This is a genomic window from Mycolicibacterium grossiae, from assembly GCF_008329645.1.
GTDB classification, from domain to species: Bacteria; Actinomycetota; Actinomycetes; order Mycobacteriales; family Mycobacteriaceae; genus Mycobacterium; species Mycobacterium grossiae.
This window is the reverse complement of sequence record NZ_CP043474.1, coordinates 4,434,352-4,458,304: the sequence shown is the minus strand read 5'-3', so window position 1 is coordinate 4,458,304 and position 23,953 is coordinate 4,434,352. Positions and strand designations below refer to the sequence as shown.

Genomic DNA, 23,953 nt, shown 5'->3' with positions numbered 1-23,953 from the left:
TTTGTTGAACAGACGTTCTGGACAAATGTGCAGAGCGCCGATACTGTGAGCGCGACCACACATGCGTTCACTGCCATGGAAGGGCGTGCGATGAGCGACGGAATCCCCGAGAAGATGCAGGCAGTCGTCTGTCACGGACCCAACGACTACCGGCTCGAGGAGGTCGCCGTCCCGCAGCGCAAGCCCGGCGAGGCGCTCATCCGGGTCGAAGCGGTCGGCATCTGCGCGAGCGACCTCAAGTGCTACCACGGCGCCGCGAAGTTCTGGGGTGACGAGAACCGCCCTGCCTGGGCCGAGACGATGGTGATCCCCGGGCACGAATTCGTCGGCCGGGTCGTCGAACTCGACGACGAGGCCGCTCGACGCTGGGGGATCGCGGTCGGCGACCGCGTGGTCTCCGAGCAGATCGTGCCGTGCTGGGAATGCCGGTTCTGCAAGCGCGGGCAGTACCACATGTGCCAGCCCCACGACCTGTACGGCTTCAAGCGCCGCACGCCCGGCGCCATGGCGAGTTACATGGTCTACCCGGCGGAAGCGCTGGTGCACAAGGTCTCCGGTGACATCGCTCCCCAGCACGCGGCGTTCGCCGAGCCGCTGTCGTGCGCGCTGCACGCCGTCGAGCGTGCCCAGATCACCTTCGAGGACACCGTCGTCGTCGCCGGCTGCGGCCCCATCGGGCTCGGCATGATCGCCGGCGCCAAGGCGAAGAACGCGATGCGCGTCATCGCCCTCGACCTGGCCCCGGAGAAGCTGAAGTTGGCGGCCAAGTGCGGCGCCGACCTGACGATCAACATCGCAGAGGAGGACGCGGAGAAGATCGTCAAGGACCTCACCGAGGGCTACGGCGCCGACGTCTACCTCGAGGGCACCGGCCACACCTCCGCGGTGCCGCAGGGCCTCAACCTCTTGCGCAAGCTGGGCCGCTACGTCGAGTACGGCGTCTTCGGCAGTGACGTGACCGTCGACTGGAGCATCATCAGCGACGACAAGGAACTCGACGTGCTGGGCGCCCATCTCGGCCCGTACTGCTGGCCCGCCGCCATCAAGATGATCGAGTCCGGCACGTTGCCGATGGACGAGATCTGCACCCACCAGCTGCCACTGACCGAATTCCAGAAGGGCCTCGACCTGGTGGCCAGTGGCAAGGAGTCGGTCAAGGTCTCACTCATCCCGGCCTGAGAGGCATCGACGACATGACACGCTTCACCGGACCTCGGCTCTCGCGCCGAAACATGCTCACCGCCATGGGGTTGGCGGGTACCGCCGCCGTCAGCCTGCCCGTGCTCTCCGCGTGCGGAGTGGGAGGCAAGGCCAGCGCCCCGAACGGCGCAGGCGAGGTCGGCGGCGGCTTCGACTGGCGCAAGGCCGCCGGGTCGACCATCAACATCCTGCAGACCCCGCACCCCTACCAGCTGTCCTACCAGCCGCTGCTCAAGGAGTTCACCGAACTCACCGGGATCACCGTCAACGTGGACCTGGTGCCGGAGGCCGACTACTTCACGAAGCTCAACACCGAACTGGCGGGCGGCTCGGGCAAGCACGATGCCTTCATGCTCGGCGCCTACTTCATCTGGCAGTACGGTCCGCCGGGCTGGGTGGAGGACCTCACCCCGTGGCTGCAGAACACCTCGGCGACGAGCGCGGAGTACGACTTCGAGGACATCTTCGAGGGACTGCGGACCTCGACGCGCTGGGACTTCACGCTGGGCAACCCGCTCGGAACCGGTGGGCAGTGGGCCATCCCGTGGGGTTTCGAGAACAACGTCGTCGCCTACAACAAGCGGATCTTCGACGAGAAGGGCATCACCAAGCTGCCCGACAACCTCGACGACTTCATCCAGCTGGCCATCGATCTCACCGACCGCTCGGAGAACCGGTACGGCCTGTCGACACGCGGCTCGAAGTCCTGGGCCACCATCCACCCCGGCTTCATGACGCAGTACACCCGGCAGGGCGCGGTCGACTACACCTGGAACGGCTCGGAACTGATCGCCGAGATGGACAGCGACGACGCCATCGACTTCACCCGCAAGTGGATCGACCTCCAGCACCAGGCCGGCCCGACGTCGTGGACCACCTACGACTACCCGAACGCCACCGGCGATCTCGGTGACGGCAAGGCGATGATGGTGTTCGACGCCGACAGCGCGACGTACCCGAAGAACAAGCCGGGTGCGAGCAAGGAGGCCGGCAACATCGCCTGGTACGCGGGGCCCGCCGGACCGGACGGCAACTACAAGACGAACCTGTGGACCTGGAGTTGGGCGATGAGCGCGAACTCGCGCAACAAGCTGCCCGCATGGCTGTTCATCCAGTGGGCCACCGGCAAGGACTCGATGAACAAGGCCGTCCGGGGTGGCACTTACGCCGACCCCGTCCGCAAGTCGGTGTTCGACACCACCTTCAAGCAGGTCGCCGCCGACCAGTACGGCTACCTCGAGGCGTTCGAGACCGTCATCGGCCAGTCCAAGATCCAGTTCACCCCCCAGAAGAAGTTCTTCGATACGACGCAGAACTGGGCGGTGGCGCTGCAGGACATCTACGGCGGGGACGACGCCGCGACGAGGCTCCGCAGCCTCGCCAAGACCAACACCTCCAAGGTCAACCTCTAGGAGCCGTGGCCGATGGCCGAACAGGACCCCTCGTGACGACCCAGACCCCGAAGGCGCCGGCCACCTCGCCGGACCAGCCCGCCGCGGCGTCCCGCCGCACCCTGCCCGAGGTGCCCGCCTGGCGCCGCTCGCTGAGGCCCTATCTGCTGTCGATCCCCGCCCTGGTGATCGTGATCGGGATCCTCTACCCGTTCGTGGTGGGTGCCTACTACGCCTTCCTCAATTACGCTGCGGTGAATCCGAATCCGCACTTCGTGTGGTTCCAGAACTTCGCCTCGGTCCTCGGCGACCAGGTGTTCTGGAAGAGCGTCCAGGTCACGCTGACGTTCGCGGTGGCCGCCACCGCGGTCGAGACGGTGCTCGGCGTCGGGCTCGCGCTGCTGCTCAATCGCTCGTCGATCATCGGCAAGATCTTCGAGAAGGTGTTGATCCTCCCGCTGATGATCGCGCCGGTGATTGCGGGCGTGATCTGGAAGCTGATGTTCAACCCCCAGTTCGGCATCCTCAATCACGTTCTGGGGCTGGGCAACACGTTCGACTGGCTGTCCGCGGGCAACGCCCTGTTCTCGGTCGTCCTCGTCGACGTCTGGATCTTCACCCCGTTCGTGGCCATCCTCGTGCTGGCCGGCATCCGGTCGCTGCCCAAGGAACCGTTCGAGGCGTCCGAGGTCGACGGCGCCAACTGGTTCTACATGTTCCGCAAGCTCATGCTGCCGATGCTGTGGCCCTACATCCTGGTCGCCGTCATCTTCCGGTTCATGGACAACCTCAAGGTCTTCGACCACATCTACGTGCTCACCGCGGGCGGCCCCGGCGTCGCCACCCGGTCCCTGCAGATCGGCGCCTTCGAGGATTCGATCATCAACCTCGACTACTCCCGGGGCAGTACCTACATGTTGCTGCTCTGGATCATCGTGTTCATCACCGCGCGCTACCTGGTGAGCGTGCTCGGCAAGGCGCAGCGTCGAGCTGCCGGAGCGGAGTCCTGACGCATGGCCCTGTTTTCCCGATCCGAGCTGCTGCCGGGTCAGAAGCGACTGTCCATCGGGTCGGTGGCCGCCGACGTGGGACTGGTGTTCTGGTTCCTCTTCTCGCTGTTCCCGATCTTCTGGATGCTGATGCTGGCGCTGAAGAATCCCGAGCAGCAGACCACCACCTACTTCCAGTTCAGCCCGACATGGTCGAACTTCGCCACCGTGCTGTCCGACAAGGGCACGCAGATGACGAGCGTCGACTTCAAGACGTCGCTGCTCACCAGCCTGCTGAACTGCGGTGGGGCCGTGATCGTCTCGCTCGTCATCGGCATCCCGGCCGCCTACGCCGCGGGGCGCTGGCAGTACCGGGGCTCCAATGACCTGATGTTCCAGATGCTCTCGTTCCGGTTCGCGCCGGAGTTGATGGTGATCGTCCCGCTGTTCGTGATCTACAACCAGATCGGTCTGTTCGACACCAAGGTCGGGATGATCTGGGTGCTGCAGTTGGTCACCATGCCGCTGGTGGTGTGGATCCTGCGGTCCTACTTCCAGGACCTGCCCGAGGACCTCGAGCAGGCCGCGCTGCTGGACGGTTACACGCGGCGACGCGCCTTCCTGATGGTCGCGCTGCCGATCGTGCGGCCCGGCATCGCCGCGGCGGCGCTGCTGGCTTTCATCTTCGCGTGGAACAACTACGTGTTCCCGCTGATCCTCGCCGACAGCAACGCCGGTACCGTCACCGTCGCCATCACCAAGTTCCTCGGCGGCGGCGGCCAGGCCTACTACAACCTCACCGCGGCGGCGGCGCTCATCGCGGCGCTCCCACCGCTGGTCCTCGCGCTCACCATCCAGCGGTACCTGGTGCGCGGCCTGTCCTTCGGGGCGGTGAAGGCCTGATGGCTACTTTGTCCCTCAAGGGGCTGTCCAAGGCCTACGGCAAGACCCAGGCGGTGGATGATCTCAGCGTCGACATCGCCAACGGCGAGTTCTTCGTCATCCTCGGCCCCAGCGGCGCCGGCAAGACCACCACGCTGAAGTCCGTGGCGGGCCTCGTCGACATCGACGGCGGCTCGGTCACCATCGGCGGCACGGACGTCACCGCGGTCGAGCCCTACCACCGCAACGTGGCGATGGCGTTCGAGAGCTACGCACTGTACCCGCAGAAGACGGTGAGCGAGAACCTGGCGTCGCCGTTGAAGTCGGGGCGCACCGGCCGCTACACCGACGCGCAGCAGACCGAGCGCATCAAGCAGGTGACCACCACGCTCGGCATCGACCACCTGCTCAAGCGCTTCCCGCGCGAGCTGTCCAACGGCCAGCGCCAGCGCGTCGCGCTGGGCCGGGTGCTGGTCCGTCCGGCCGACGTCTACCTGCTCGACGAGCCGCTCAGCCACCTCGACGCCAAGCTGCGCGCGGCGATGCGTGCCGAACTCAAGCAGCTGGGCGCCATGTCGAGCACGACGACGATCTACGTCACCCACGACTACCAGGAGGCGCTCGCGCTCGGTGACCGCATCGCGGTGATGCGTCACGGCAGGCTGGTGCAGATCGGCACGCCGGAGGAGATCTGGCGCTCGCCCGCCGACACGTTCGTCGCCAAGGCCCTCGGCCAGCCCGAGATCAACCTCCTCGACGGCGTCGTCGACGGCAGCCGGATCCGGCTCGGTAGCGCGACCGGGGACGGCTCGTTCGACGTGCCCGTGCCCCCGGACGTCACCGTCAGCTCGGGTGACCGGGTACGCGTGGGCCTGCGGCCGTGCGACGTGCACGTCGCCGGCGACGGACACCTGCGCGGCACCGTGCGACTGGCCGAGCGGCTGGGCCGCAACGTCGAGCTGACCGTCGCCATCGGCGGCGAACAGCTCATCGTGCTGGCGTCCGGCAGGGAGGGCGTCGGCGAGGGCAGTGAGGTGTCGATGACCGTCGCCGATGCCGACGTCCACGTCTTCGCCGCCCAGCCGGACCCGGGCGGTGACGCCGGTGACGGCGACACCCGGCGGCTCGGTGCCCACGACCAGATCCTGGAGGCAGCGGAGTGACCGCGACCATTCCCACCCCCACGACCACCACCGCCCAGAGCCTGACGCTCACCGACCTGGTGAAGACCTACAGCGCCCGCGGACGGGAGAGCTTCCAGGCCGTCAAGGGGATCAACCTGGACATCGCGCCCGGGGAACTCGTCGCGCTGCTGGGACCGTCGGGCTGCGGCAAGACCACGACGCTGCGGATGATCGCCGGGTTGGAGACCGTCACCAGCGGGTCGATCAGGATCGGCGATCGCGAGATCTCGCAGCTGCCGGCTGCCAAGCGCGGCATCGGCGTCGGCTTCGAGAGCTACGCGCTGTACCCGCCGCTGTCGGTGCGGGACAACCTGCTGTACGGCCTGAAGGCGCGCAAGGTCGCCGGCGCAGAGCAGATGGTCGACTCGATCAGTGCGCGGCTCGAGATGGACGATCTGCTCGGTCTGCGGCCCGCGGGCCTGTCCAGCGGGCAGAAGCAGCGCGTGGCGCTGGCGCGCGCGCTGGTGCGCAACCCACCGGTGCTGCTGCTCGACGAGCCACTCAGCCACCTCGATGCCTCGGCCCGGCAGCGGGTGCGGCGCGAACTGAAGGTGCTGCAGCGGGAATTCGGCTACACCACGATCGTCGTCACCCACGATCAGGTGGAGGCGCTGTCACTGGCCGACCGCCTCGCCGTGATGGACGCGGGCGTGGTGCAACAGTTCGGCACGCCGGACGAGGTGTTCGACGATCCGGCGAACCTGTTCGTCGCCCAGTTCGTCGGCGAACCGCAGATCAACGTCGTCCGCGGTGTCGCACGGGTGGCCGACGGGCGGACCCGCGTCGAGATCGGCTCCGGCGCCGGGTCACTCGAGACGACGGCGACGTCCGTCGCCGACGGCACCGAGGTCACCGTGGGCATCCGGCCGCAGGATTGCGCACTGTCAGCCGATGTGCCTGCCGGATCCGGCGTCGCGGTCACCGTCGCCTACTTCGAGCACCTGCTCGAATTCGGTCTGGCCACCAGTACCGTCGCGGGCATGGAGGACGGCATCGTCGTGCAGACGCCCGCAGCCGAGGAGTACCAGCCCGAGCAGAAGGTGGTCGTGACCGCCCCGGCCGAACGGGTGTACCTGTTCGACGCCGGCACGGGGGAGCGGCTGCGATGACGAAGCTGTTCAACGATCCCGCCCGCTTCACCGAGGACATGCTGGTGGGTTTCCTCGACGCCAACGCGCGCTACGTCGTCGGCGTCCCCGGCGGCGTCGTGCGGGCATACGAGACCCGTCCCGGCAAGGTCGCCGTGGTGATCGGCGGCGGATCCGGCCACTATCCGGCGTTCTGCGGCACCGTGGGAACGGGATTCGCCGACGGCGCGGTGGTCGGCAACATCTTCACCTCGCCGTCGGCCGAGGAGGCCGCCTCGGTCGCGCGCGCCGCGCACGGGGATGCGGGCGTCCTGCTCACCACCGGCAATTACGCCGGTGACGTCATGAACTTCACCCTCGCCGTGGACCAGTTGCGCAGCGAGGGCATCGAGGCGGCGTACTTCGCCGTCACCGACGACGTGGCGAGCGCCCCGCAGGGCGAGGAGACCAAGCGCCGCGGCATCGCCGGGGACTTCACGGTGTTCAAGTGCGCCAGCGCAGCGGCCGAGGAGGGCCTCGACCTGGCCGGTGTCATCCGGGTGGCCGAGGCGGCCAACGCCGCCACCCGCACGCTCGGTGTGGCGTTCGACGGCTGCACGCTGCCCGGCGCGGACCATCCGCTATTCACGGTGCCCGAGGGACACATGGGCCTCGGCCTGGGCATCCACGGCGAGCCGGGCGTGGCCGACGAGGAAATGCCAACGGCCGAACGGCTGGCGCACACCCTCGTCGACGGGGTGCTGGGCGACTACGAGGCCGCCGACGGCGCTGCCCACGGCACGCGCATCGCCGTCATCCTCAACGGGCTGGGTCGCACCAAGTACGAGGAACTCTTCGTCGTGTGGGGCACGGTGTCGCGGCTGCTGCGCGAGCGTGGCTACGAGGTGATCGAGCCGGAGGTCGGGGAGCTGGTGACCAGCCTCGACATGGCGGGCTGCTCGCTGACGGTGATGTGGCTGGACGATGAGCTGGAGCGGTACTGGCGGGCACCGGCCGACAGCCCGGCCTACCGCAAGGGTGCTGCGGCACAGTCGGATTCGGCGGCCGTGCGTACCGACGCCGCGGCCGACGCCGCCGCGCCGGTGGTGGACCTCGCGGCCCTCTCCGACGACGAGGGCCGCGCCGCCGCGGCGCGCATCGCCCGAGCGCTCGACGCCATCGCGACCATGCTCGCCGGGGTGGAGGACGAACTGGGCCGCATCGACGCCGTGGCCGGTGACGGCGACCACGGCCGCGGCATGGTCAAGGGCTCCACGGCGGCCAGCGCCGCCGCCGCCGAGGCCGTCGCCGACGGTGCCGGGCCGGGCTCTACGCTCGCCGCGGCGGGCAAGGCGTGGGCGGCCAAGGCCGGCGGGACGTCCGGCGTGCTCTGGGGCGCACTGCTGACCGCACTCGGCGCGCGGCTCGGCGATACCGGCACGCCGGAATCGGCGACCGTGGCCGCGGGCATGCGCGACGGCTACGACGCGTTGATCCGACTGGGCGGCGCGTCGCCGGGCGACAAGACGATGCTCGACGCGCTGCTGCCCTTCACCGAGGAACTGGAACGCCGCGTCGGTGACGGCAGCGACTGGCAGGACGCCTGGCGTGCCGCGGCCGAGGTCGCCACCGACGCGGCCAAGGCCACCGCGGACATGCGCCCGAAGGTCGGGCGCGCGCGACCGCTCGCCGAGCGCAGCGTCGGCACCCCCGACGCGGGGGCCACGTCGCTGGCGATGTGCGCCCGGACGGTCGCCGAGAGCTACGCGCGCAGCGCGAAGGAGGACGGGAAATGAGCAAGCCCCTGCGGATCGTCGTCGGCTCCGACGACGCCGGTTACGAGTACAAGGAGACGCTCAAGGGCGACCTGAACGCGGACCCGCGGGTGGCCGAGGTGACCGACGTGGGCGTGGGCACCGAGGAGGACACCGCGTATCCGCACATCGCGGTCGCGGCGGCACGGCTGGTGGCCGAGGGCAAGGCCGATCGCGCACTGCTGGTGTGCGGCACCGGACTCGGCGTCGCGATCAGCGCCAACAAGGTGCCCGGCATCCGGGCCGTCACCGCGCACGACGGGTTCTCCGTCGAGCGGTCGGTGCTCAGCAACAACGCCCAGGTGCTGTGCTTCGGGCAGCGCGTGATCGGCCTCGAACTGGCGCGCCGGCTGGCCAGGGAATGGCTGGGCTACGAGTTCGACCCGAACAGCAAGTCCGCCGACAAGGTCGACGCGATCTGCTCCTACGAGCCCGTCGCGCAGTAGCCGCCGCCGTCAGGCGGTGGCCCGCGTGACGTGCGCGGCGATGCGCGCGTAGACGTCCCGCGTCACGGTCTCGGCGTCGGGGGCGTCGCTCATGATGTTGTAGCCGTGGTCGACGCCGGGCACCTCGAGGTACTCGACGAGCGCGCCGACGGCGTCGAGCCGCTCGGCGTAGCGCCGCGCCTCGTCGCGCAGCCGGTCGTACTCGGCGGTGACGATCAGCGCCGGGGCGATGCCGGAGAGATCCTCGGCGTCTCCGGACCAGGCCGGCGAGACCAGCGGGTCGCGTCGCCGGGCCGGGTTCGGCACGTAGGCCGTGTCGAAGATCGCTCCCATCCACGGCTTCATGACGGCTCCGTCGCCGAGGGGGCTCGGCTTGTCGGCGGTCGCCGTGACGAGATCCAGTGGCGCGTAATGCACCACCTGCAGCGCAATGGCGGGCCCGCCGGACCGCAGGGCGAGCCGGGCGGCGCCCGCCGCGAGGTTGCCGCCGGCGCTCTGCCCGCCGACGCAGAGCCGCGCGCCATCCCAGTCGCGTCCGTCGTCCGCCGCCCATCGCAGGACGTCGTGCACCTGTTCTACCGGGGCGGGGAAGCGCCGGTGCGGTGCCAGGACGTAGTCGACGTTCACCACGGTGACGCCGGCCCGGTCGGCGAGATACCGGCACCAGGGGTCGTCCTGCTCGCGGTGCCCCACCACGAAGCCGCCGCCGTGCACGTTGACGTAGACCGGTGCGCCGATGGCGGTGGCCGGGCGGTAGATGGTCGCCTCGACGTCGCCGTGCCGGGTGGGAATGCCGACCGTCGTCGTCGGCACCGCGATCTCGGGAAGCCGCACCCGTGGTCGGGGAGTGACGGCTCTCGCGAAGAGCCGGGCGAGTGCGTCGGCGATCAGCGGGGTGGACAGGAGGGACACGGTGCTCGCTTCCGGTCGGGACGCATGGGGACGCCGAGTGGCGGACGCAGGACCCGCGCAGGGCTGGCCGTCACGAAGGGGTGGTCGTCACGGTGGAACGCCTGGTGCCCGCGTCCGATTCACCGGTCGTCCGGGCGGACCATCTCGAACTTGTCGTCCGGGCCGATCTCGGCGTAGTTCGCCGGGCCGCCGGCCCGCAGGATCGGGCGCGCGCCGTAGGTGTCGTACACGCCGTCCACCAGGTGCTCGCGGTCGATGTGCACGGCGACCACCTGGCCGAGAACGAGCCAGGAGTCGACCTCGCTGCCGTCGACGTCGGCGAGCCGAATCAGTTGCGTCACCCGGCATTCGAAGTTCACCGGGCTCTCCAGGACGCGCGGCGCCGTCACCTCGCGGGACGGCGCCGCCGTCAGACCGCTGCGGTCGAACTCGTCGACGTCGGCCGCCACGGCGGCCGACGTGGCGTTCATCGGCTCGGCCAGTGCCCGCGTGGCCAGGTTCCAGACGAACTCACCGGTCGCCTCGGCGTTGGCGACGCTGTCCTTCCAGCCGATCGAACTGAAGCCGATGATCGGCGGGTGGTAGTTGAAGCCGTTGAAGAAGCTGTACGGCGCCAGGTTTCGGATTCCCGCGGCATCGACGGTCGAGATCCAGCCGATCGGCCGCGGACCCACGATGGCGTTGAACGGGTCGTGGGGGAGACCGGTGCCCTCGGCGGGTCGGTAGAAGTGCGCATCGTCTCGCGCCATCGTCATGCCTTCCTGAGTGACCGTTCGACGATCGTGAACGGTATATCCGCATAAATGACGTGGACGCGAACGTTTCGCCTCCCGTTCAATGCTCGGGTGACATCCAATCAGGCCCGCACCGGCGCGGCGATGGCGACCGGATCGATGCTGAGCGTGCAGGTCGGCCTCGCCCTCTCATTGACCCTCGTCGACCGCATCGGCGTCGAGGGCGCGGCCTGGTTGCGGCTGGCCTGGGCGGGGGTGCTCCTGCTGCTGCTCGTCCGTCCCCGTCGCGCCGCCTTCACCCGGCCTGCGTTCCTCACCTGCGTCCTGTTGGGCGTCGTCACCGCGGGCGTGACGCTGCTGTTCATGGCGGCTATCGCCCGCATCCCGCTCGGTACGGCGAGCGCGCTCGAATTCCTCGGCCCTCTCGGCGTCGCGGTGCTGCTGGGTCGGGGCCGCTCGCGGTTCCTGTGGCCCGGCCTCGCCGCGCTCGGCGTGCTGCTCCTGACCCAGCCGTGGTCGGGCACCGTCGACGTGGTCGGCGTCGGCTTCGCGCTGGCCGCCGCGGTGTGCTGGGGGCTTTACATCCTGCTCACGCAACGCGTCGGTGACGCCGTCGAGGGCATCAACGGACTCGCGGTGTCCATGGGCACCGCCGCGGTGTTCTCCACACTCGTCGTGGGTCCGGTCGTGCTGCCGCGCGTGACGCCGGAGATCCTGCTCGTCGGCATCGGTTTGGCGCTGCTGCTCCCGGTGGTGCCATTCACCCTCGAGATGCTGGCGCTGCGGCGCCTCACCACCGCGGCGTTCGGCACGCTGATGGCTCTCGAACCCGGTTTCGCGATGCTGGTCGGCTTCGTCGTCCTGCACCAGGTGCCCGGTCCGGCCGGATTGGTCGGGATCGCGCTGGTCGTGGCCGCGGGCGTAGGGGCCGCCCGCACCGGTGCGCGGACCGTACCGCCGGTGCCGGCCGAGGTGACCGGGTGATGCGACGAGGGTGATTCCACCCACCCGGGCGATTGATCCGCCCGACAGCGGGCAATGGACGGGTGTCCGGTTTCGCCCAGCGGAGGATCTCCACGATGTCGCGCTATCTGTACGCCCTCGCCCGCTTCAGCCATCGACGCCGCTGGCTGGTGCTCGTGGCGTGGCTGGTGGTGCTCGGCGCCGTCGTCGCCGCGGGCCTCGGCCTGGGCGGCCAGCCGAAGGACGACTTCAGCATCCCCGGCACCGAGTCGCAGCAGGCCGTCGAGCAGTTGCAGCAGAAGGCGCCCGCGTTCAGCGGCGCGCAGACCCAGGTGGCGTTCATCGCGCAGCCGGGCCGGTCGCTCAACGATCCGGCACTCGCGCCGGCGATCGACCGCGCCATGGCGACGGTGGCCGCATCGCCCGACGTCGCCATGGCGGCGGGGCCGACCCAGACGCGCCTGGTCGCTCCCGATGGGCGCGTCGGGCTGGGCACGGTGTAGTGGAAGGCCCCCATGGGCGAGGTCACCGACGGCTCCCTGGGCCAGCTCAGCGCGGCGATGGCGCCCGTGCAGGCCGCCGGACTCGACGTCGAGTACGGCGGCAGCGTGTACCCCGGCTACAAGGTGACCGTCCCGCACCTGCCCGAGATCATCGGCATCGTCGTCGCGTTCCTCATCCTGCTGGTCACCTTCGGTGCCGTCGTCGCCGCGGGTCTGCCGATCCTCACCGCCAGCATCGGCGTCGGCATCGGCGCGATGGGCATCTTCGCCGTCGCCGCGTTCATCGACATGCCCTCGGCCGCACTGTCGTTGGCGCTGATGCTCGGACTGTCCTGTGGCATCGACTACGCGTTGTTCATCCTCAACCGCTACCGCAACAACCTGCTGCTCCTGAAGCCCGAGGACGAAGCCGTCGGCCTGGCCGTCGGCACCGCGGGGAGCGCTGTCGTGTTCGCGGCGCTGACCGTCATCATCGCGCTGTGCGGACTCGCGGTCGTGGGCATCCCGTTCCTCACCTACATGGGCATCGCCGCCGCCCTGTCGGTGCTCGTGGCTCTGCTGATCGCGCTCACGCTGCTGCCCGCTCTGCTCGGTTTCGCCGGCCGCAAGGTGGCCACCTTCATCAAGACCCCCGGGCAGCCGAACCGCGCCAAGGAGGTCGCGCAGGTCGCGGCCTACACGCCGCAGCGCACGATGGGGGCCAAATGGGCGCGGTTCGTGGTCCGGTTCCGCGTGCCGCTGCTCACCGCCGGGGTCGCTGCCCTGGTGATCATCGGCCTGCCCACCCTCGGCATGCACCTCGGGCTGCCGAGCGGCGCCTCGCAGCCCGAGACGAACACCGCCCGCAAGGCCTACGACGCGACGACCGAGCACCTCGGAGCGGGCTTCAACGGGCCACTGCTCGTCGTCGCCGATCTCTCCGCGGCGTCGGACCCCCGCGCCGTCGAGGCCATCGCCGCCAACCTGCGCGGCGAGGACGGCGTGGTGACCGCTGCTCCCGCCGTGGTGCAGAACGCAACGGGTGTCATTCAGGTCATCCCGACGACGGGACCCAACGACACCGAGACCGCTGACCTCGTCAAGCGGATCCGCGCCGACCGCGAGGCCATCGTCGGCAACACCGGCGCGACCATCCTCGTCGGCGGCAACACCGCGTCCAACATCGACACCTCGGACAAGCTCGCCAGCGCGTTGCCGGTGTTCCTGCTCGTCGTCGTCGGACTGGCGTTCGTGTTGCTGACGATCGCGTTCCGCACCGCGATCGTCCCGATCACGTCGATCGTCGGATTCCTGCTGTCGGTGTTCGCGGCGATGGGCGTGCAGGTCGCCATCTTCCAGTGGGGTTGGGCGGCGGGACTGCTCGGCATCACGCCGGGCGAGACGATCAGCTTCCTGCCGATCATCGTGCTGGCCATCGTGTTCGGCCTCTCCAGCGACTACCAGGTGTTCGTCGTCTCGCGCATCAAGGAGGAGTACAGCCGCCATCCCGAGGACGCGCGGGAGGCGGTCCGCCGCGGCGTCGGGTTGTCCGCACGCGTCGTGACCGCCGCCGCGCTCATCATGTTCGGCGTGTTCATCGCGTTCCTCGCCGGCGGCGACCCGATCATCAAGTCGGTCGGCCTGACCCTCGCGGCCGGGGTGTTCCTCGACGCGTTCGTGGTGCGGCTGACGCTGATCCCCGCCGTCCTCGCGATGCTCGGCAGCACGGCGTGGGCGCACTCGAGGTGGTTCGGCCGGTACGTCCCCGACGTCGACATCGAGGGCGCGGCGCTCGAGGAGAGGCACCAGGCGCGCGTCGACGCCTGACGTGGACGCCCGAGTCCGTCGCCGAGCGTCAGGTGTCGATCCGCTTGCGGCGGTACAGCGTGCCGACCGCCAGCAGCAGTAGGCTGATCAACAGGATCGCGGTGGCGAGCACGTTGATCTGCGGAGGCACCGCCGCCTTCACCGCCGCGTTGACGTACAGCGGATACGTCGTGGTGGATCCGCTGACGAAGTAGGTGATGATGAAGTCGTCGAGGGACAGCGCGAACGAGAGCATCGCTGCGGCAACGATTCCGGGGACGATCAGCGGTAGCGTCACCCGGAAGAACGTTCGCGTCGGGCTGGCGCCCAGGTCCATCGAGGCGTCCTCCAACGTCCAGTCGAAGCCCCGCACGCGGGCCCGGACCGTCATCGCGATGAAGCTCACCTCGAAGGCGACGTGGGCGATGAGGATCGTCGTATAGCCGGCCGCCCAGTTGAGGTCGAGGAACAGCGTCAGCAGCGACGCGCCCATCACGACCTCGGGTGCGGTCAGCGGCAGCACCAGGAACGTGTCCACCGCGCGCGACCCGCGGAACCGTTGGCGCACCAGAGCGATCGCGACCAACGTGCCGAGCACCAGGGCGATGAGCGTCGACACGGCCGCAATGCTGAGGCTCAGCTTCAGTGCCTCGGTCAGCGCCGGGTACTTGAACGGATCGGCCCAGTTCTCGAGCGTGAAACCGCGCCACGTGTAGTTGAACTTGCCCGTCGGCTTGTTGAACGAGAACAGGATGATCACGAAGATCGGCAGGAACAGATACAGGAGCACCAGTCCGGCGACGACGCGCAATGCGTTGTCGCCAAGATTGAGTCGTGTGGCCAGCGAGCGCTTCGGCGTCGCGTCGTCGTGAGTGGCGGCGACGTCCGCGTTGGCCTCGGCGATGCGGTCTCGGATCGTCATACCAGGTCCTCGGTTCCCAGTGCCCGGGTGTAGAGCAGCACCCCGACGAGGATCAGCGCCATCAGCAGGAAACTCAGCGCGGCAGCCGCCGGGTAGTCCTTGACCACCAGGAACTGCTTCTGAATCACGTTGCCGATCATCGTGGTCTGCGTGCTGCCCAGGTAGTCGGCGTTGATGAAGTCGCCGACCGCCGGGATGAACACCAGCATGCTGCCCGCCAGCACACCGGGCATCGACAGCGGCAGGATCACCTTGCCGAAACTCCGGGGGCTGGAGGAGTACAGGTCCTTCGACGCCTCCAGCAGCCGCGGGTCGATCTTCTCCAAGCTCACGTACAGCGGCAGGATCATGAAGATGATCCAGTTGTAGATCAGCCCGCCGATGACCGCCCAGCCGGTCGACAGCAACCGGCCCTCCTCGGGCAGCAGACCCACCGCTCCGAGTGCCTGCACCACCCAGCCCTCGTCGGCCAGGATCGTCTTCCAGGCGATCGTGCGGATGAGGAACGTGACGAAGAACGGCAGGATCACCAGGCCGAGGATCAGGTTCTTGTACCGGCCGGCCTTGAACGCGATGACGTACGCCAACGGGTACGCCAGCAGCAGGCACACCACGGTGGCGACGGCGGCATAGCCGAACGACCGGAGGATCTGGTCCTCGTACTGCCGGAACGCCGTCGCGTAATTGCCGAAGTTCCAGTCGAACGTGAGCGTCGGCAGGTACACCGAGCCGCCGGTCGACGACAGCGACGTCCGCGCCAGCGTCACCAGCGGCACCACGAAGAAGACCCCGAGATACACCAGCGCCGGCAGGATCATCAGGTAGGGCGCGAGCTTGCTGCGTTGCCTCCCGCTGGTCGCGACTCCTGCCATGTCAGCCGCCGGTCACGGCGGCGTACAGGGTGTTGAACTCCTGCGTCTGCTCGTCGGACAGCGCCGCCCAGGACTTGAGGTTGGATTGCATGTTCTCCGGCGGGTTGATCAGCGGGTTCTTCGCGACCGCGGGATCGACCTTGGTCAGTTCGTCGGTCATGTCACTGAGCACCGGCACGTACTGCACGAAGGCGACGAGCTTCGCGTAGTTGGCGCGGTCGTAGACGTAGTCGATCCACTGCTCGGCGCCCTTCTGGTTCTGCGTGGTGTAGGGCACCACCATCGTGTCGATGAACCAGACGCCACCGGACTCCGGCACCACGAACTGCAGGTCGGGATTGTCGGCCTGCAATTGCACGATGTCGCCCGAATACGCTTGCGCGATCGCGATGTTGCCCGAGGCCAGGTCGTCGGCGTAGTCGTTGCCGGTGAACCGCCGGATCTGGCCCTTGTCCTTCTGCTCGCGCACCAGGTCGACGGCCTTCTTGACGCCGTCGCTCGTCGGGTCCTCCACCGAATTGCCCTGCGACGACATGATCATGCCGAGGCCGTCCTGCACGTCGGAGAAGAGGCTGACCCGGCCCTTGAACGTGGGATCCCATAGATCGTCGATCGACCGGATGTCACGTCCGGTCGCGGCGCGGTTGTAGGCCAGGCCCACCATGCCCGTCATGTACGGCGCGGTGAACTTGCGGCCCGGGTCGACCTTCGCGTCGAGCAGATCCTGCCGCAGGTTCTTGCGGTTCGGGACGCCGGCGTCGCTGATCTCGTTCAGCCAGTTCAGGCCCTTGATGCGGGTCGCCATGAACTGCGTCGGCACGACGAGGTCGGCGCCGATGTCCTGCTTGCGCGACAACGGCTCCTTGACCTTGGCGAACCACTGCTCGTTGTCGTTGTAGTCCTCCTTGTAGTCCACGGTCAGACCGGAGGCCGTTTGGAACGCCGCGACGAAGCCGTCGGCCATGTACAGCGGCCAGTTGGAGATGCGCAGCGTGTTGCTCGACGTGCCGGTGGTGTCGCTGCCGCCGGAGCCGGACGAGGAGCTGTCCGACCCGCACGCCGCCAGGAACGACGGACCGAGGATGGCCGCCGCCGCGGCTGCGGCGCCGCCGCCGATGAACCGACGGCGGTTGGTGCGGGTGGCGGCCAGGCGGCGCGGGTCGAACTGAGAGTCGGAAGCCATGGCGGAGAGTGCCTTTCGTCGAGGAGGGGAGGGGAGGCGGTCATCGCCCGACTAATCGTCGAGCATGTCCTCGAGGTCTTCGGTGGTCGGGATGTCGGCGGCGGGCAGCACCAGCGACGCGTCGGGCGTCCAGCCGGCGTGCACCCGGTCGCCCGGCCGCAGCGTCGGCAGGCCGTGCTCGGGCCCGACGTGCGCGACGATGGTCGAGTCGTCGGGCGCCGTGACCGAGACTCGCAGCACCGGACCCTGGAACGTAACGTCGGCGACGGTGCCCGCGACCGACGCATGGTCGCCGCCGAACGGTTCGGTCGACACGCGCACCCGTTCCGGGCGCACCATCAGCGTCGCGCGGCCGCCGGCTTCGATCGCGGTCTCGCCGGCGCGGGCACGCAGCGTGGTGCCGAGCACCGCCATCTCGGCGACTCCGCCGTCGACGCGCTGCTGGCGTCCCGGCCACAGATTGGCCTGGCCGATGAAGTTGGCGACGAACACGGTGGCGGGCGCGTCGTAGATCTCGGTGGGAGAGCCGATTTGCTCGACGTTGCCGGCGTTCATCACGGCGATGCGGTCACTCATGGTGAGCGCCTCCTCTTGATCGTGCGTCACGTAGATGAACGTGATGCCGACCTCGCGCTGGATGCGCTTGAGCTCGAATTGCATTGCATGTCGCAGCTTGAGATCGAGTGCGCCGAGGGGTTCGTCGAGCAGCAGTGCGCTGGGGTAGTTGACCAACGCGCGGGCCAGGGCGACGCGCTGCTGCTGACCGCCGGACAGCTGGCCGGGCTTGCGCTTGGCGAAGTCGGTGAGCCGGACGATCTCGAGGATCTCGTCGACGCGGCGGGTGACCTCGGCCTTGCCCTTCTTCATCGACCGCGGGCCGTAGGCGACGTTGTCCCACACCGACATGTGCGGGAAGAGCGCGTAGTGCTGAAAGACGGTGTTGACGTTGCGCTTGTGCGGCGGGACCTTCGATACGTCGGCGCCCTCGAGGCGGATGGCCCCCGTCGTCGGCGTCTCGAAGCCCGCGATCATCCGCAGCGTGGTGGTCTTGCCGCAGCCCGATGGGCCCAGCATGGAGAAGAACTCGCCGGAGGCGATCGAGAAGTGTGCGTCGGCGACTGCGACGTAATCGTCGAAGCGCTTCGTGACGTGGTCGATCTCGATGACGGGGCGTCCCGCGCCGCGGGTGGTCCCGTCCTCTCCCGTCGGGTGGTCGACGGCTGTGCTGCTCGTGCCGGTCAGAAGTCTCTCCTCGTGCCTCGCAGGCATGGCTGACGTCGCCAGGGCGATGGCAGCCCTGCTCAGCCCGTGCGCTGTGGGTAAACCTTCACCCATCGGACGCACCTTCGCAACCGTTTCCGCAACGTTTTCGCCATCGAACAATGGATTTCCTCATCCTGAACGTTGCTCAGACGCCGAATCCGCGCCGGATCTCGTACCTTCGGCACGCGCGTGCACGCTGGTGAGCACCTGCGTGGTCGAATGAGCGCATGACCGAGCGTCCGCTCACCCAGACTCCGCCGCCGTCGAGCGCGCTGAGCGCCCCGCCGTTCTCCGGCCGCACCCCGGCGGGCGCGGGAGACCTTCGCGTCGAGACGCACGGGATCGCCCCGATACCGCTCGACCGTCGCTATGGATCGCCGCGGCGGCTGTTCACCGTCTGGTTCGCACCGCAGGTGAACATGACCGGCGTCTTCACCGGCGCGCTGGCCATCACCCTCGGGCTCGGCTTCTGGCTCGGCATGCTCGCCATGGTGATCGGCACGGTGCTCGGCTCACTCGTGGTCGGCTACCTGTCCACGTGGGGGCCGCGGACCGGCACCGCCCAGTTGCCGACCGGTCGGATGGCCTTCGGCGGCACCGTCGTCCTGCCCGCCGCGCTGCAGTGGCTGTCATCGATTGCCTGGGACGCTTTGGTCGGGCTGTTCGGCGGCGAGGCGCTGGCCGCCCTGCTCGGCATCCCGTTCTGGGCCGCCGTGCTGATCGTCCTCGGCGTGCAGGGCGTCGTCGGCTTCTTCGGCTACGAGCTCATTCACCGCCTGCAGGCGGTCCTGACCGTGGTGCTGCTCGCGACGTTCGTGGTGTTCGCGGTCCGTCTGGTCGGCGGTCACGACGTGGTGGTGCCGGCGACCGTCACCGGTGCCGACCTCGTCGGGGCCTTCGTGCTCGAGGTGACGATCGCGCTGAGCCTGTCGGTGTCCTGGGCAAGCTACGCCGCCGACTTCAGCCGGTACCTGCCCGCCGACTCGTCGCCGCTGCGGGTGTTCGGCTACTCGTTCGCCGGCATCGCGGTGGCGTACACCTTCATTCAGGGCATCGGCGTTGCCGCGGGCGAGCTGGTCTCCGAACACTCGGTGGAGGGCGTGCAGAGCGTGATGGGTGGCGGCGTGATCGGCGCGCTGGCGCTGGCCATCATCGCGCTCGCGTCGGTCGGGTCGGGGGTCATGAACGACTACAGCGGGTCGCTTGCCCTGCAGACGCTCGGCGTCCGGCTGCGCAGGCCGGTGTCGTCGGTCGTCGTCACGGTTGCGGCGTTCGCGCTCATCCTGTGGTTGCACGCCGCCGACACCGCCACCCGCTTCCAGGACGTGCTGCTGCTCATCGGGTACTGGATCCCCGGGTTCGTCGCCGTGGTGGTGATCGACTGGGTCCTCCGGCTGAGGCGGCGCACCGTGGTCAGCGGCGCCGACGTCGGCAGCGGCGTGGCCGTCGTCGATCCCGCCGTCGAGCGCACCGGCCGCGCCGACGCGGTCGCGGCGCTGGTGGCCTTCGTCGTCGCGTACGTCGCGGCCGTGCCGTTCATGAACACCACCCTGATCCAGGGACCCGTGGCGCTCGCGTGGCACGGCGCCGACGTGGCGTACTTCGTCGACTTCGCCGTCGCGCTGGTCCTCTACGGTGGGTACCGGTGGTCGCGCCGGCCATCGTCCGTGTCGACACCAGTGACGCCCGCGTCGGAACCCGCGCGGGACGGAGAGGAATGAGCATGCGCACCCAGACGCTCGCCAAGACGGGAGCCGCCACGCTGGCGACCGCGGTCGTGGGCGGTCTCGCCAGCCGTCCCGCCCAGTCCCTGTGGTACGCCCGGCTCCGCAAGCCGAGCTTCCAGCCACCGCGCCAGGCGTTCCCCATCGTGTGGCCGCTGCTGTACGCCGACATCGCCGCGGTGTCGGCCACCACCATCGACACCCTGAACGAGCAGAGCCGCAACGACGAAGCGTCGAAGTACTCGGCGCTGCTGGCGCTGAATCTCGTCCTCAACGGCGGGTGGTCGTGGCTGTTCTTCAACCGTCGCCAACTCGGCGCCTCGGCGGTCGCCGCCGCCGCACTCACCGTCAGCAGTGCCGACCTGACCCGCCGGGCGGTCCGCACCAACGGTGCACCGGCCGGGGTGCTCGGCCTGTACCCACTGTGGTGCGCCTTCGCGACGGCGCTGTCGACCCGCATCTGGATGCTGAACCGCTGAGCACGTGATGGCCAAGGCGACCGGCGACGACGAACGCGAACGGCAACGGCTGGCCGACCGGGTCCTGGGCTGGGTCGAGGACGCCATCTACTGGGCCATCGCCGTGGTCCTGGTCCTGGGATCGACGGCGTTGCTCGTCGCGCAGTTCGTCAAGCTGCTCCACCTGCGCGACACCCCGACGTCGACGCTCGCCATCGAGGTCCTCGACGGGTTGCTGCTCATCTTCATCTTCGTCGAGCTGCTCTACGCCGTGCGGGTCAGTCTGCGCTCGCACGAGATCGCCGTGGAGCCGTTCTTGATCGTCGGCATCCTCGCGGCGATCAAGGAGATCGTGGTGCTGTCCGTCGAAGCGGCCACGCTGCTGCCCAAGGGTCCCGAATTCTCGCGTGCGGCAGTCCAGATCGGCGTTCTCGGTGGCGTGGTCCTGGTGCTCTCGATCTCGGCGCTGGTCATGCGCCAACGCGTGCGCGACGGCGGGCCGCAGGCCGAGACGTGAGCCCGGTGCGGCGTCAGCGCACGGTCGCGAAGAAGGCGCGCACGTCGTCGACGAACAGTTCCGGCTGTTCGAAGGCGGCGAAGTGGCCGCCGCGCGGCATCGTCGTCCAGCGCGTGATGCGGTAGTTCGCCTCGCACCAGGACCGCGGCGTCGGACCGATCTCCTTGGGGAACGAGGCGACGCCTGTGGGGACCTCGACGCGGTTTGACGAACCGAAGGAGTGCTGGCTCTCCCAGTACATCCGCGCCGAGGACGCCGCCGTGCCGGTGACCCAGTAGAGCATGACGTCGTCGAGCATCTCGTCGCGCGTGAGCGCATTCTCGGGGTGGCCGTCGCAGTCGGTCCACGACCAGAACTTCTCCACGATCCACGCCAGTTGCGCGACCGGTGAATCCGTCAGCCCGTAGCCGACCGTCTGCGGTCGCGTGGACTGCTGCTTGAAGTAGCCGTTGTCCTGGGTGCGGTAGTGGTTCAGGCCCTCGAACGCCGCCCGGTCCTCGGCGGTCGGGTTGGTCTTCGCCTCCTCGGTCGGCGCGCCGATGGGGAAGTTGGTGTGGATGGCCGCGCAGTGCCCGCCGTTGCGGCCGATCTGCGCGGTGATGGCACCGCCCCAGTCGCCACCCTGCGCGCCGTAGCGGTCGTAGCCCAGGCGCGTCATCAGCGTCTCCCACGCCGTGGCGGTCCGTTCAACGTTCCACCCGGTCGCCTCGGGCTTGCCGGAGAAGCCGTAGCCCGGCAGTGACGGGCACACGATGTGGAAGGCATCCTCGGCGCGGCCGCCGTGGGCGGTCGGGTCGGTGAGCGGCTCGATCACCTTCGCGAACTCCACCACCGAACCCGGCCACCCGTGGGTGATGATCAGCGGAAAGGCGTCGGCGTGGCGGGAACGCTGGTGGATGAAGTGGATGTCGAGGCCGTCGATCTCGGTGGTGAACTGGTCGAAGCGGTTCAGCGCTGCCTCGCGCGTGCGCCAGTCGTAGTCGTCGGCCCAGTAGGCGGCCAGCTCGCGCGCGTACGCCAGCGGCATGCCCTGCGTCCAGTCCGGATCGCCACCGTCGCCGACGGTCTCGGGCTCTGGCCAGCGGGTGGCGTGCAGGCGCCGGCGCAGGTCGTCGAGCACGTCCTCGGGCACGTCGATCCGGAAGGGGGTGACGTCGGATGGGGAGGTCATGAATCCCATCATGGCCGCGGCGCGATGGCCTGTGACGTCCGCCGTAGGGGTTGGACCCGCCGGGCACGGTGTGTACAGTCGTTCACCGAAGCCGGGATTCGGTTGCTGATGTGGCATGCCCGCATCGGCGCGCCCGAACCAGGACCCTCCGAAAGGACAAGTCGCATGTCGTTTTCGCTCGAGCCGTCCGAGGACGTCGTCCAGATCCGCGATTGGGTGCACGAGTTCGCTGAGACCGTGGTGCGCCCCGCCGCCGCCGAATGGGACGAGCGGGAGGAGACGCCCTGGCCGATCATCCAGGAAGCCGCGAAGGTCGGCATCTACTCGATGGAGTTCTTCGCCGAGCAGAGCGCCGAACCCAGCGGGCTGGGCATGCTGACGGCCTTCGAGGAGATGTTCTGGGGTGACGCGGGCATTGCGCTGTCGATCCTCGGCACCGGTTTGGCCGCCGCGTCGCTCGCCGGCAGCGGCACTCCCGAGCAGATCGGCGAGTGGCTGCCGCAGATGTTCGGTGACGTCAGCGATCCGCAGCTCGGCTCGTTCTGCTCCTCGGAGCCCGGCGCGGGGTCCGACGTCGCCGCGATCATCACGCGCGCCCGCTACGACGAGGCCACCGACGAATGGGTCCTCAACGGCACCAAGACGTGGGCCACCAACGGCGGCATCGCCAACGTCCACATCGTGGTCGCCTCGGTGGAACCCGATCTCGGCTCGCGCGGCCAGGCGACGTTCATCATCCCGCCGGGCACCAAGGGCTTCAGCCAGGGCCAGAAGTTCAAGAAGCACGGCATCCGCGCCTCGCACACCGCCGAGGTGGTGCTCGACGACGTGCGGCTGCCCGGCAACCTCATCATCGGCGGCAAGGAGAAGTTCGACGAGCGCGTCGCCCGTGCCCGCGAGGGCAAGCGCTCCGCCAGCCAGGCCGCCATGAAGACCTTCGAGCGCACCCGGCCCTCGGTCGGCGCCATGGCGCTCGGCGTGGCGCGGGCCGCCTACGAGTACGCGCTCGACTACGCGCAGGAGCGCGAGCAGTTCGGCCGCAAGATCGGCGACTTCCAGGCGATCGCCTTCAAGCTGGCCGACATGCGCAGTCGCATCGACGCCGCGCGGCTGCTGGTCTGGCGCGCGGGCTGGATGGCCCGCAACAACCTGCCCTTCGACAACGCCGAGGGCTCGATGGCGAAGCTCGTCGCCAGCGAGACCGCGGTGTACGTCACCGACGAGGCGATCCAGATCCTCGGCGGCAACGGCTACACCCGCGACTACCCGGTGGAACGCATGCACCGCGACGCGAAGATCTTCACGATCTTCGAGGGCACCAGCGAGATTCAGCGCCTGGTGATGGCCCGCGCGATCACCGGGCTGCCGCTGAAATAGGGCGGCGCGCCGCGGCGTGCCGGGCGATGCTCTGCGCGTACAGCGGAGTCTCCTTCTCGCAGTGCCGACCCGACGCGTCCTGTCGCGCCCGGGCCGCCTCCTCGAAGGTCTGACCCTGCGCCGCGACGAAGGCCAGGAAGTCCTCCGTCGGGTGCGAGGTCACGGTGTTGGTGTAGCGGCAGTGGTCGCCGTCGAGCTGCTCCATGCGCAGCTCCCAGATCACCTGCGTTGTCGTCCAGCCCGCGGGCGTGAGGACGTCGGAGAGCGACACCATGCGGCAGTAGTGCGGACCGGTGACATCGAAGCGGTACTGCTGCACCACCAGGCCCGTGCCGATCATCTCCACGTTGATCGACATGGGCGTGCCGTCGTCGTCGACGGTGTAGCCCGCGGCCTTGTGGTCGCCGGGGGCGCAGCGCTGGTATTCGTGCGTGGGCAGCGTCTTCAGCCATTCGCCGATGTCGACGTGGTCGAACGGTGCGTCCACCTCGGCGGTGATGGCGGCGTGGGAGAGGATGAGGTCGTCGCGGACGGTGGTGCTCATGGCGGGTCTCCTTCGTGTGTCGGTACGCCAATGATCTTGTGCCACCGACGTT

Annotated in this window: 23 protein-coding genes; 15 read left to right on the top strand and 8 right to left on the bottom strand. The window is 68.9% G+C overall.

Annotation, left to right across the window (positions count from 1 at the left end; translation table 11 throughout):
• The first annotated feature begins 90 nt into the window (after positions 1–90).
• Genes eltD through FZ046_RS21410 form a run of 8 tightly spaced genes read left to right on the top strand, consistent with a single transcriptional unit; the run spans position 91 to position 8,973 of the window.
• A complete protein-coding gene (gene eltD / locus FZ046_RS21445) occupies positions 91–1,179 on the top strand; it encodes an erythritol/L-threitol dehyrogenase (RefSeq protein ID WP_070351478.1) in 1,089 nt (362 codons plus the stop codon).
• 14 nt (positions 1,180–1,193) lie between these two features.
• On the top strand, positions 1,194–2,612 hold the full coding sequence (locus FZ046_RS21440) for an extracellular solute-binding protein (protein ID WP_099045801.1): 1,419 nt from the start codon (positions 1,194–1,196) through the stop codon (positions 2,610–2,612).
• Between the two features lie 32 nt (positions 2,613–2,644).
• Positions 2,645–3,601: a carbohydrate ABC transporter permease gene (locus FZ046_RS21435; RefSeq protein ID WP_070351395.1), complete on the top strand. Its 957-nt coding sequence runs from the start codon at positions 2,645–2,647 to the stop codon at positions 3,599–3,601.
• A gap of 3 nt (positions 3,602–3,604) precedes the next feature.
• The gene (locus FZ046_RS21430) at positions 3,605–4,483 is read left to right on the top strand and encodes a carbohydrate ABC transporter permease (RefSeq protein ID WP_070351394.1); all 879 of its coding nucleotides are present in this window, start codon (positions 3,605–3,607) and stop codon (positions 4,481–4,483) included.
• Complete coding sequence (locus FZ046_RS21425; RefSeq protein ID WP_070351393.1) at positions 4,483–5,625, top strand: ABC transporter ATP-binding protein; 1,143 nt, start codon at positions 4,483–4,485, stop codon at positions 5,623–5,625. Before FZ046_RS21430 ends, FZ046_RS21425 begins: the two co-directional genes overlap by 1 nt.
• Positions 5,622–6,755 carry an ABC transporter ATP-binding protein gene (locus FZ046_RS21420; protein ID WP_070351392.1) on the top strand — a complete coding sequence of 378 codons (1,134 nt, stop codon included), beginning with the start codon at positions 5,622–5,624 and terminating at the stop codon, positions 6,753–6,755. Before FZ046_RS21425 ends, FZ046_RS21420 begins: the two co-directional genes overlap by 4 nt.
• Positions 6,752–8,509: a D-erythrulose 4-kinase gene (gene derK, locus FZ046_RS21415; RefSeq protein ID WP_070351391.1), complete on the top strand. Its 1,758-nt coding sequence runs from the start codon at positions 6,752–6,754 to the stop codon at positions 8,507–8,509. The genes FZ046_RS21420 and derK overlap by 4 nt, the downstream gene beginning before the upstream one ends.
• Positions 8,506–8,973 (top strand): ribose-5-phosphate isomerase, encoded by a 468-nt coding sequence (locus FZ046_RS21410; protein ID WP_070351390.1) that lies wholly within the window; start codon positions 8,506–8,508, stop codon positions 8,971–8,973. The genes derK and FZ046_RS21410 overlap by 4 nt, the downstream gene beginning before the upstream one ends.
• A gap of 9 nt (positions 8,974–8,982) precedes the next feature.
• Here the strand turns inward: FZ046_RS21410 and FZ046_RS21405 are convergent, their stop codons facing one another.
• Entirely contained in the window at positions 8,983–9,885 is a 903-nt protein-coding gene (locus FZ046_RS21405; protein WP_070351389.1) for an alpha/beta hydrolase, read from the bottom strand.
• Positions 9,886–10,004: 119 nt separating this feature from the next.
• A complete protein-coding gene (locus FZ046_RS21400) occupies positions 10,005–10,634 on the bottom strand; it encodes a flavin reductase family protein (protein WP_070351476.1) in 630 nt (209 codons plus the stop codon).
• A 96-nt stretch (positions 10,635–10,730) separates the two neighbouring features.
• On the opposite strand from FZ046_RS21400, the gene FZ046_RS21395 reads away from it, so the two are divergent.
• The 3 genes from FZ046_RS21395 (at position 10,731) to FZ046_RS21390 (ending at position 13,891) form a co-directional block, all read left to right on the top strand.
• The gene (locus FZ046_RS21395) at positions 10,731–11,603 is read left to right on the top strand and encodes an EamA family transporter (protein ID WP_070351388.1); all 873 of its coding nucleotides are present in this window, start codon (positions 10,731–10,733) and stop codon (positions 11,601–11,603) included.
• A 95-nt stretch (positions 11,604–11,698) separates the two neighbouring features.
• Complete coding sequence (locus FZ046_RS28025) at positions 11,699–12,085, top strand: hypothetical protein (RefSeq protein WP_246182835.1); 387 nt, start codon at positions 11,699–11,701, stop codon at positions 12,083–12,085.
• 12 nt (positions 12,086–12,097) lie between these two features.
• Positions 12,098–13,891 carry an MMPL family transporter gene (locus FZ046_RS21390; protein ID WP_246182834.1) on the top strand — a complete coding sequence of 598 codons (1,794 nt, stop codon included), beginning with the start codon at positions 12,098–12,100 and terminating at the stop codon, positions 13,889–13,891.
• Positions 13,892–13,919: 28 nt separating this feature from the next.
• On the opposite strand, the gene FZ046_RS21385 is transcribed toward FZ046_RS21390, so the two are convergent.
• Genes FZ046_RS21385 through FZ046_RS21370 form a run of 4 tightly spaced genes read right to left on the bottom strand, consistent with a single transcriptional unit; the run spans position 13,920 to position 18,116 of the window.
• Positions 13,920–14,792 carry an ABC transporter permease gene (locus FZ046_RS21385; protein ID WP_070351387.1) on the bottom strand — a complete coding sequence of 291 codons (873 nt, stop codon included), beginning with the start codon at positions 14,790–14,792 and terminating at the stop codon, positions 13,920–13,922.
• On the bottom strand, positions 14,789–15,664 hold the full coding sequence (locus FZ046_RS21380) for an ABC transporter permease (RefSeq protein WP_070351386.1): 876 nt from the start codon (positions 15,662–15,664) through the stop codon (positions 14,789–14,791). Before FZ046_RS21380 ends, FZ046_RS21385 begins: the two co-directional genes overlap by 4 nt.
• A gap of 1 nt (position 15,665) precedes the next feature.
• On the bottom strand, positions 15,666–16,847 hold the full coding sequence (locus FZ046_RS21375) for a polyamine ABC transporter substrate-binding protein (RefSeq protein WP_070351385.1): 1,182 nt from the start codon (positions 16,845–16,847) through the stop codon (positions 15,666–15,668).
• Between the two features lie 51 nt (positions 16,848–16,898).
• Positions 16,899–18,116, bottom strand: a complete 1,218-nt coding sequence (locus tag FZ046_RS21370; protein WP_083297973.1) for an ABC transporter ATP-binding protein — start codon at positions 18,114–18,116, stop codon at positions 16,899–16,901.
• 221 nt (positions 18,117–18,337) lie between these two features.
• Here FZ046_RS21370 and FZ046_RS21365 point away from each other — a divergent pair, with 221 nt between their 5' ends.
• The 3 genes from FZ046_RS21365 to FZ046_RS21355 are packed head-to-tail and all read left to right on the top strand — an operon-like array spanning position 18,338 to position 20,809.
• Positions 18,338–19,831, top strand: coding sequence for a purine-cytosine permease family protein (locus FZ046_RS21365; protein ID WP_070351384.1), 1,494 nt, complete (start codon positions 18,338–18,340; stop codon positions 19,829–19,831).
• A gap of 2 nt (positions 19,832–19,833) precedes the next feature.
• The gene (locus tag FZ046_RS21360; RefSeq protein WP_070351383.1) at positions 19,834–20,313 is read left to right on the top strand and encodes a TspO/MBR family protein; all 480 of its coding nucleotides are present in this window, start codon (positions 19,834–19,836) and stop codon (positions 20,311–20,313) included.
• A 7-nt stretch (positions 20,314–20,320) separates the two neighbouring features.
• On the top strand, positions 20,321–20,809 hold the full coding sequence (locus tag FZ046_RS21355; protein WP_070351382.1) for a phosphate-starvation-inducible PsiE family protein: 489 nt from the start codon (positions 20,321–20,323) through the stop codon (positions 20,807–20,809).
• 13 nt (positions 20,810–20,822) lie between these two features.
• Here the strand turns inward: FZ046_RS21355 and FZ046_RS21350 are convergent, their stop codons facing one another.
• Positions 20,823–21,980 (bottom strand): epoxide hydrolase family protein, encoded by a 1,158-nt coding sequence (locus FZ046_RS21350; protein ID WP_070351474.1) that lies wholly within the window; start codon positions 21,978–21,980, stop codon positions 20,823–20,825.
• 165 nt (positions 21,981–22,145) lie between these two features.
• On the opposite strand from FZ046_RS21350, the gene FZ046_RS21345 reads away from it, so the two are divergent.
• Positions 22,146–23,357, top strand: a complete 1,212-nt coding sequence (locus FZ046_RS21345) for an acyl-CoA dehydrogenase family protein (RefSeq protein WP_070351381.1) — start codon at positions 22,146–22,148, stop codon at positions 23,355–23,357.
• Here FZ046_RS21345 and FZ046_RS21340 read toward each other — a convergent pair.
• Positions 23,335–23,901, bottom strand: a complete 567-nt coding sequence (locus FZ046_RS21340) for a hypothetical protein (protein WP_070351380.1) — start codon at positions 23,899–23,901, stop codon at positions 23,335–23,337. The two genes, FZ046_RS21345 and FZ046_RS21340, sit on opposite strands and share 23 nt — an antisense overlap.
• Positions 23,902–23,953: the final 52 nt, after the last annotated feature.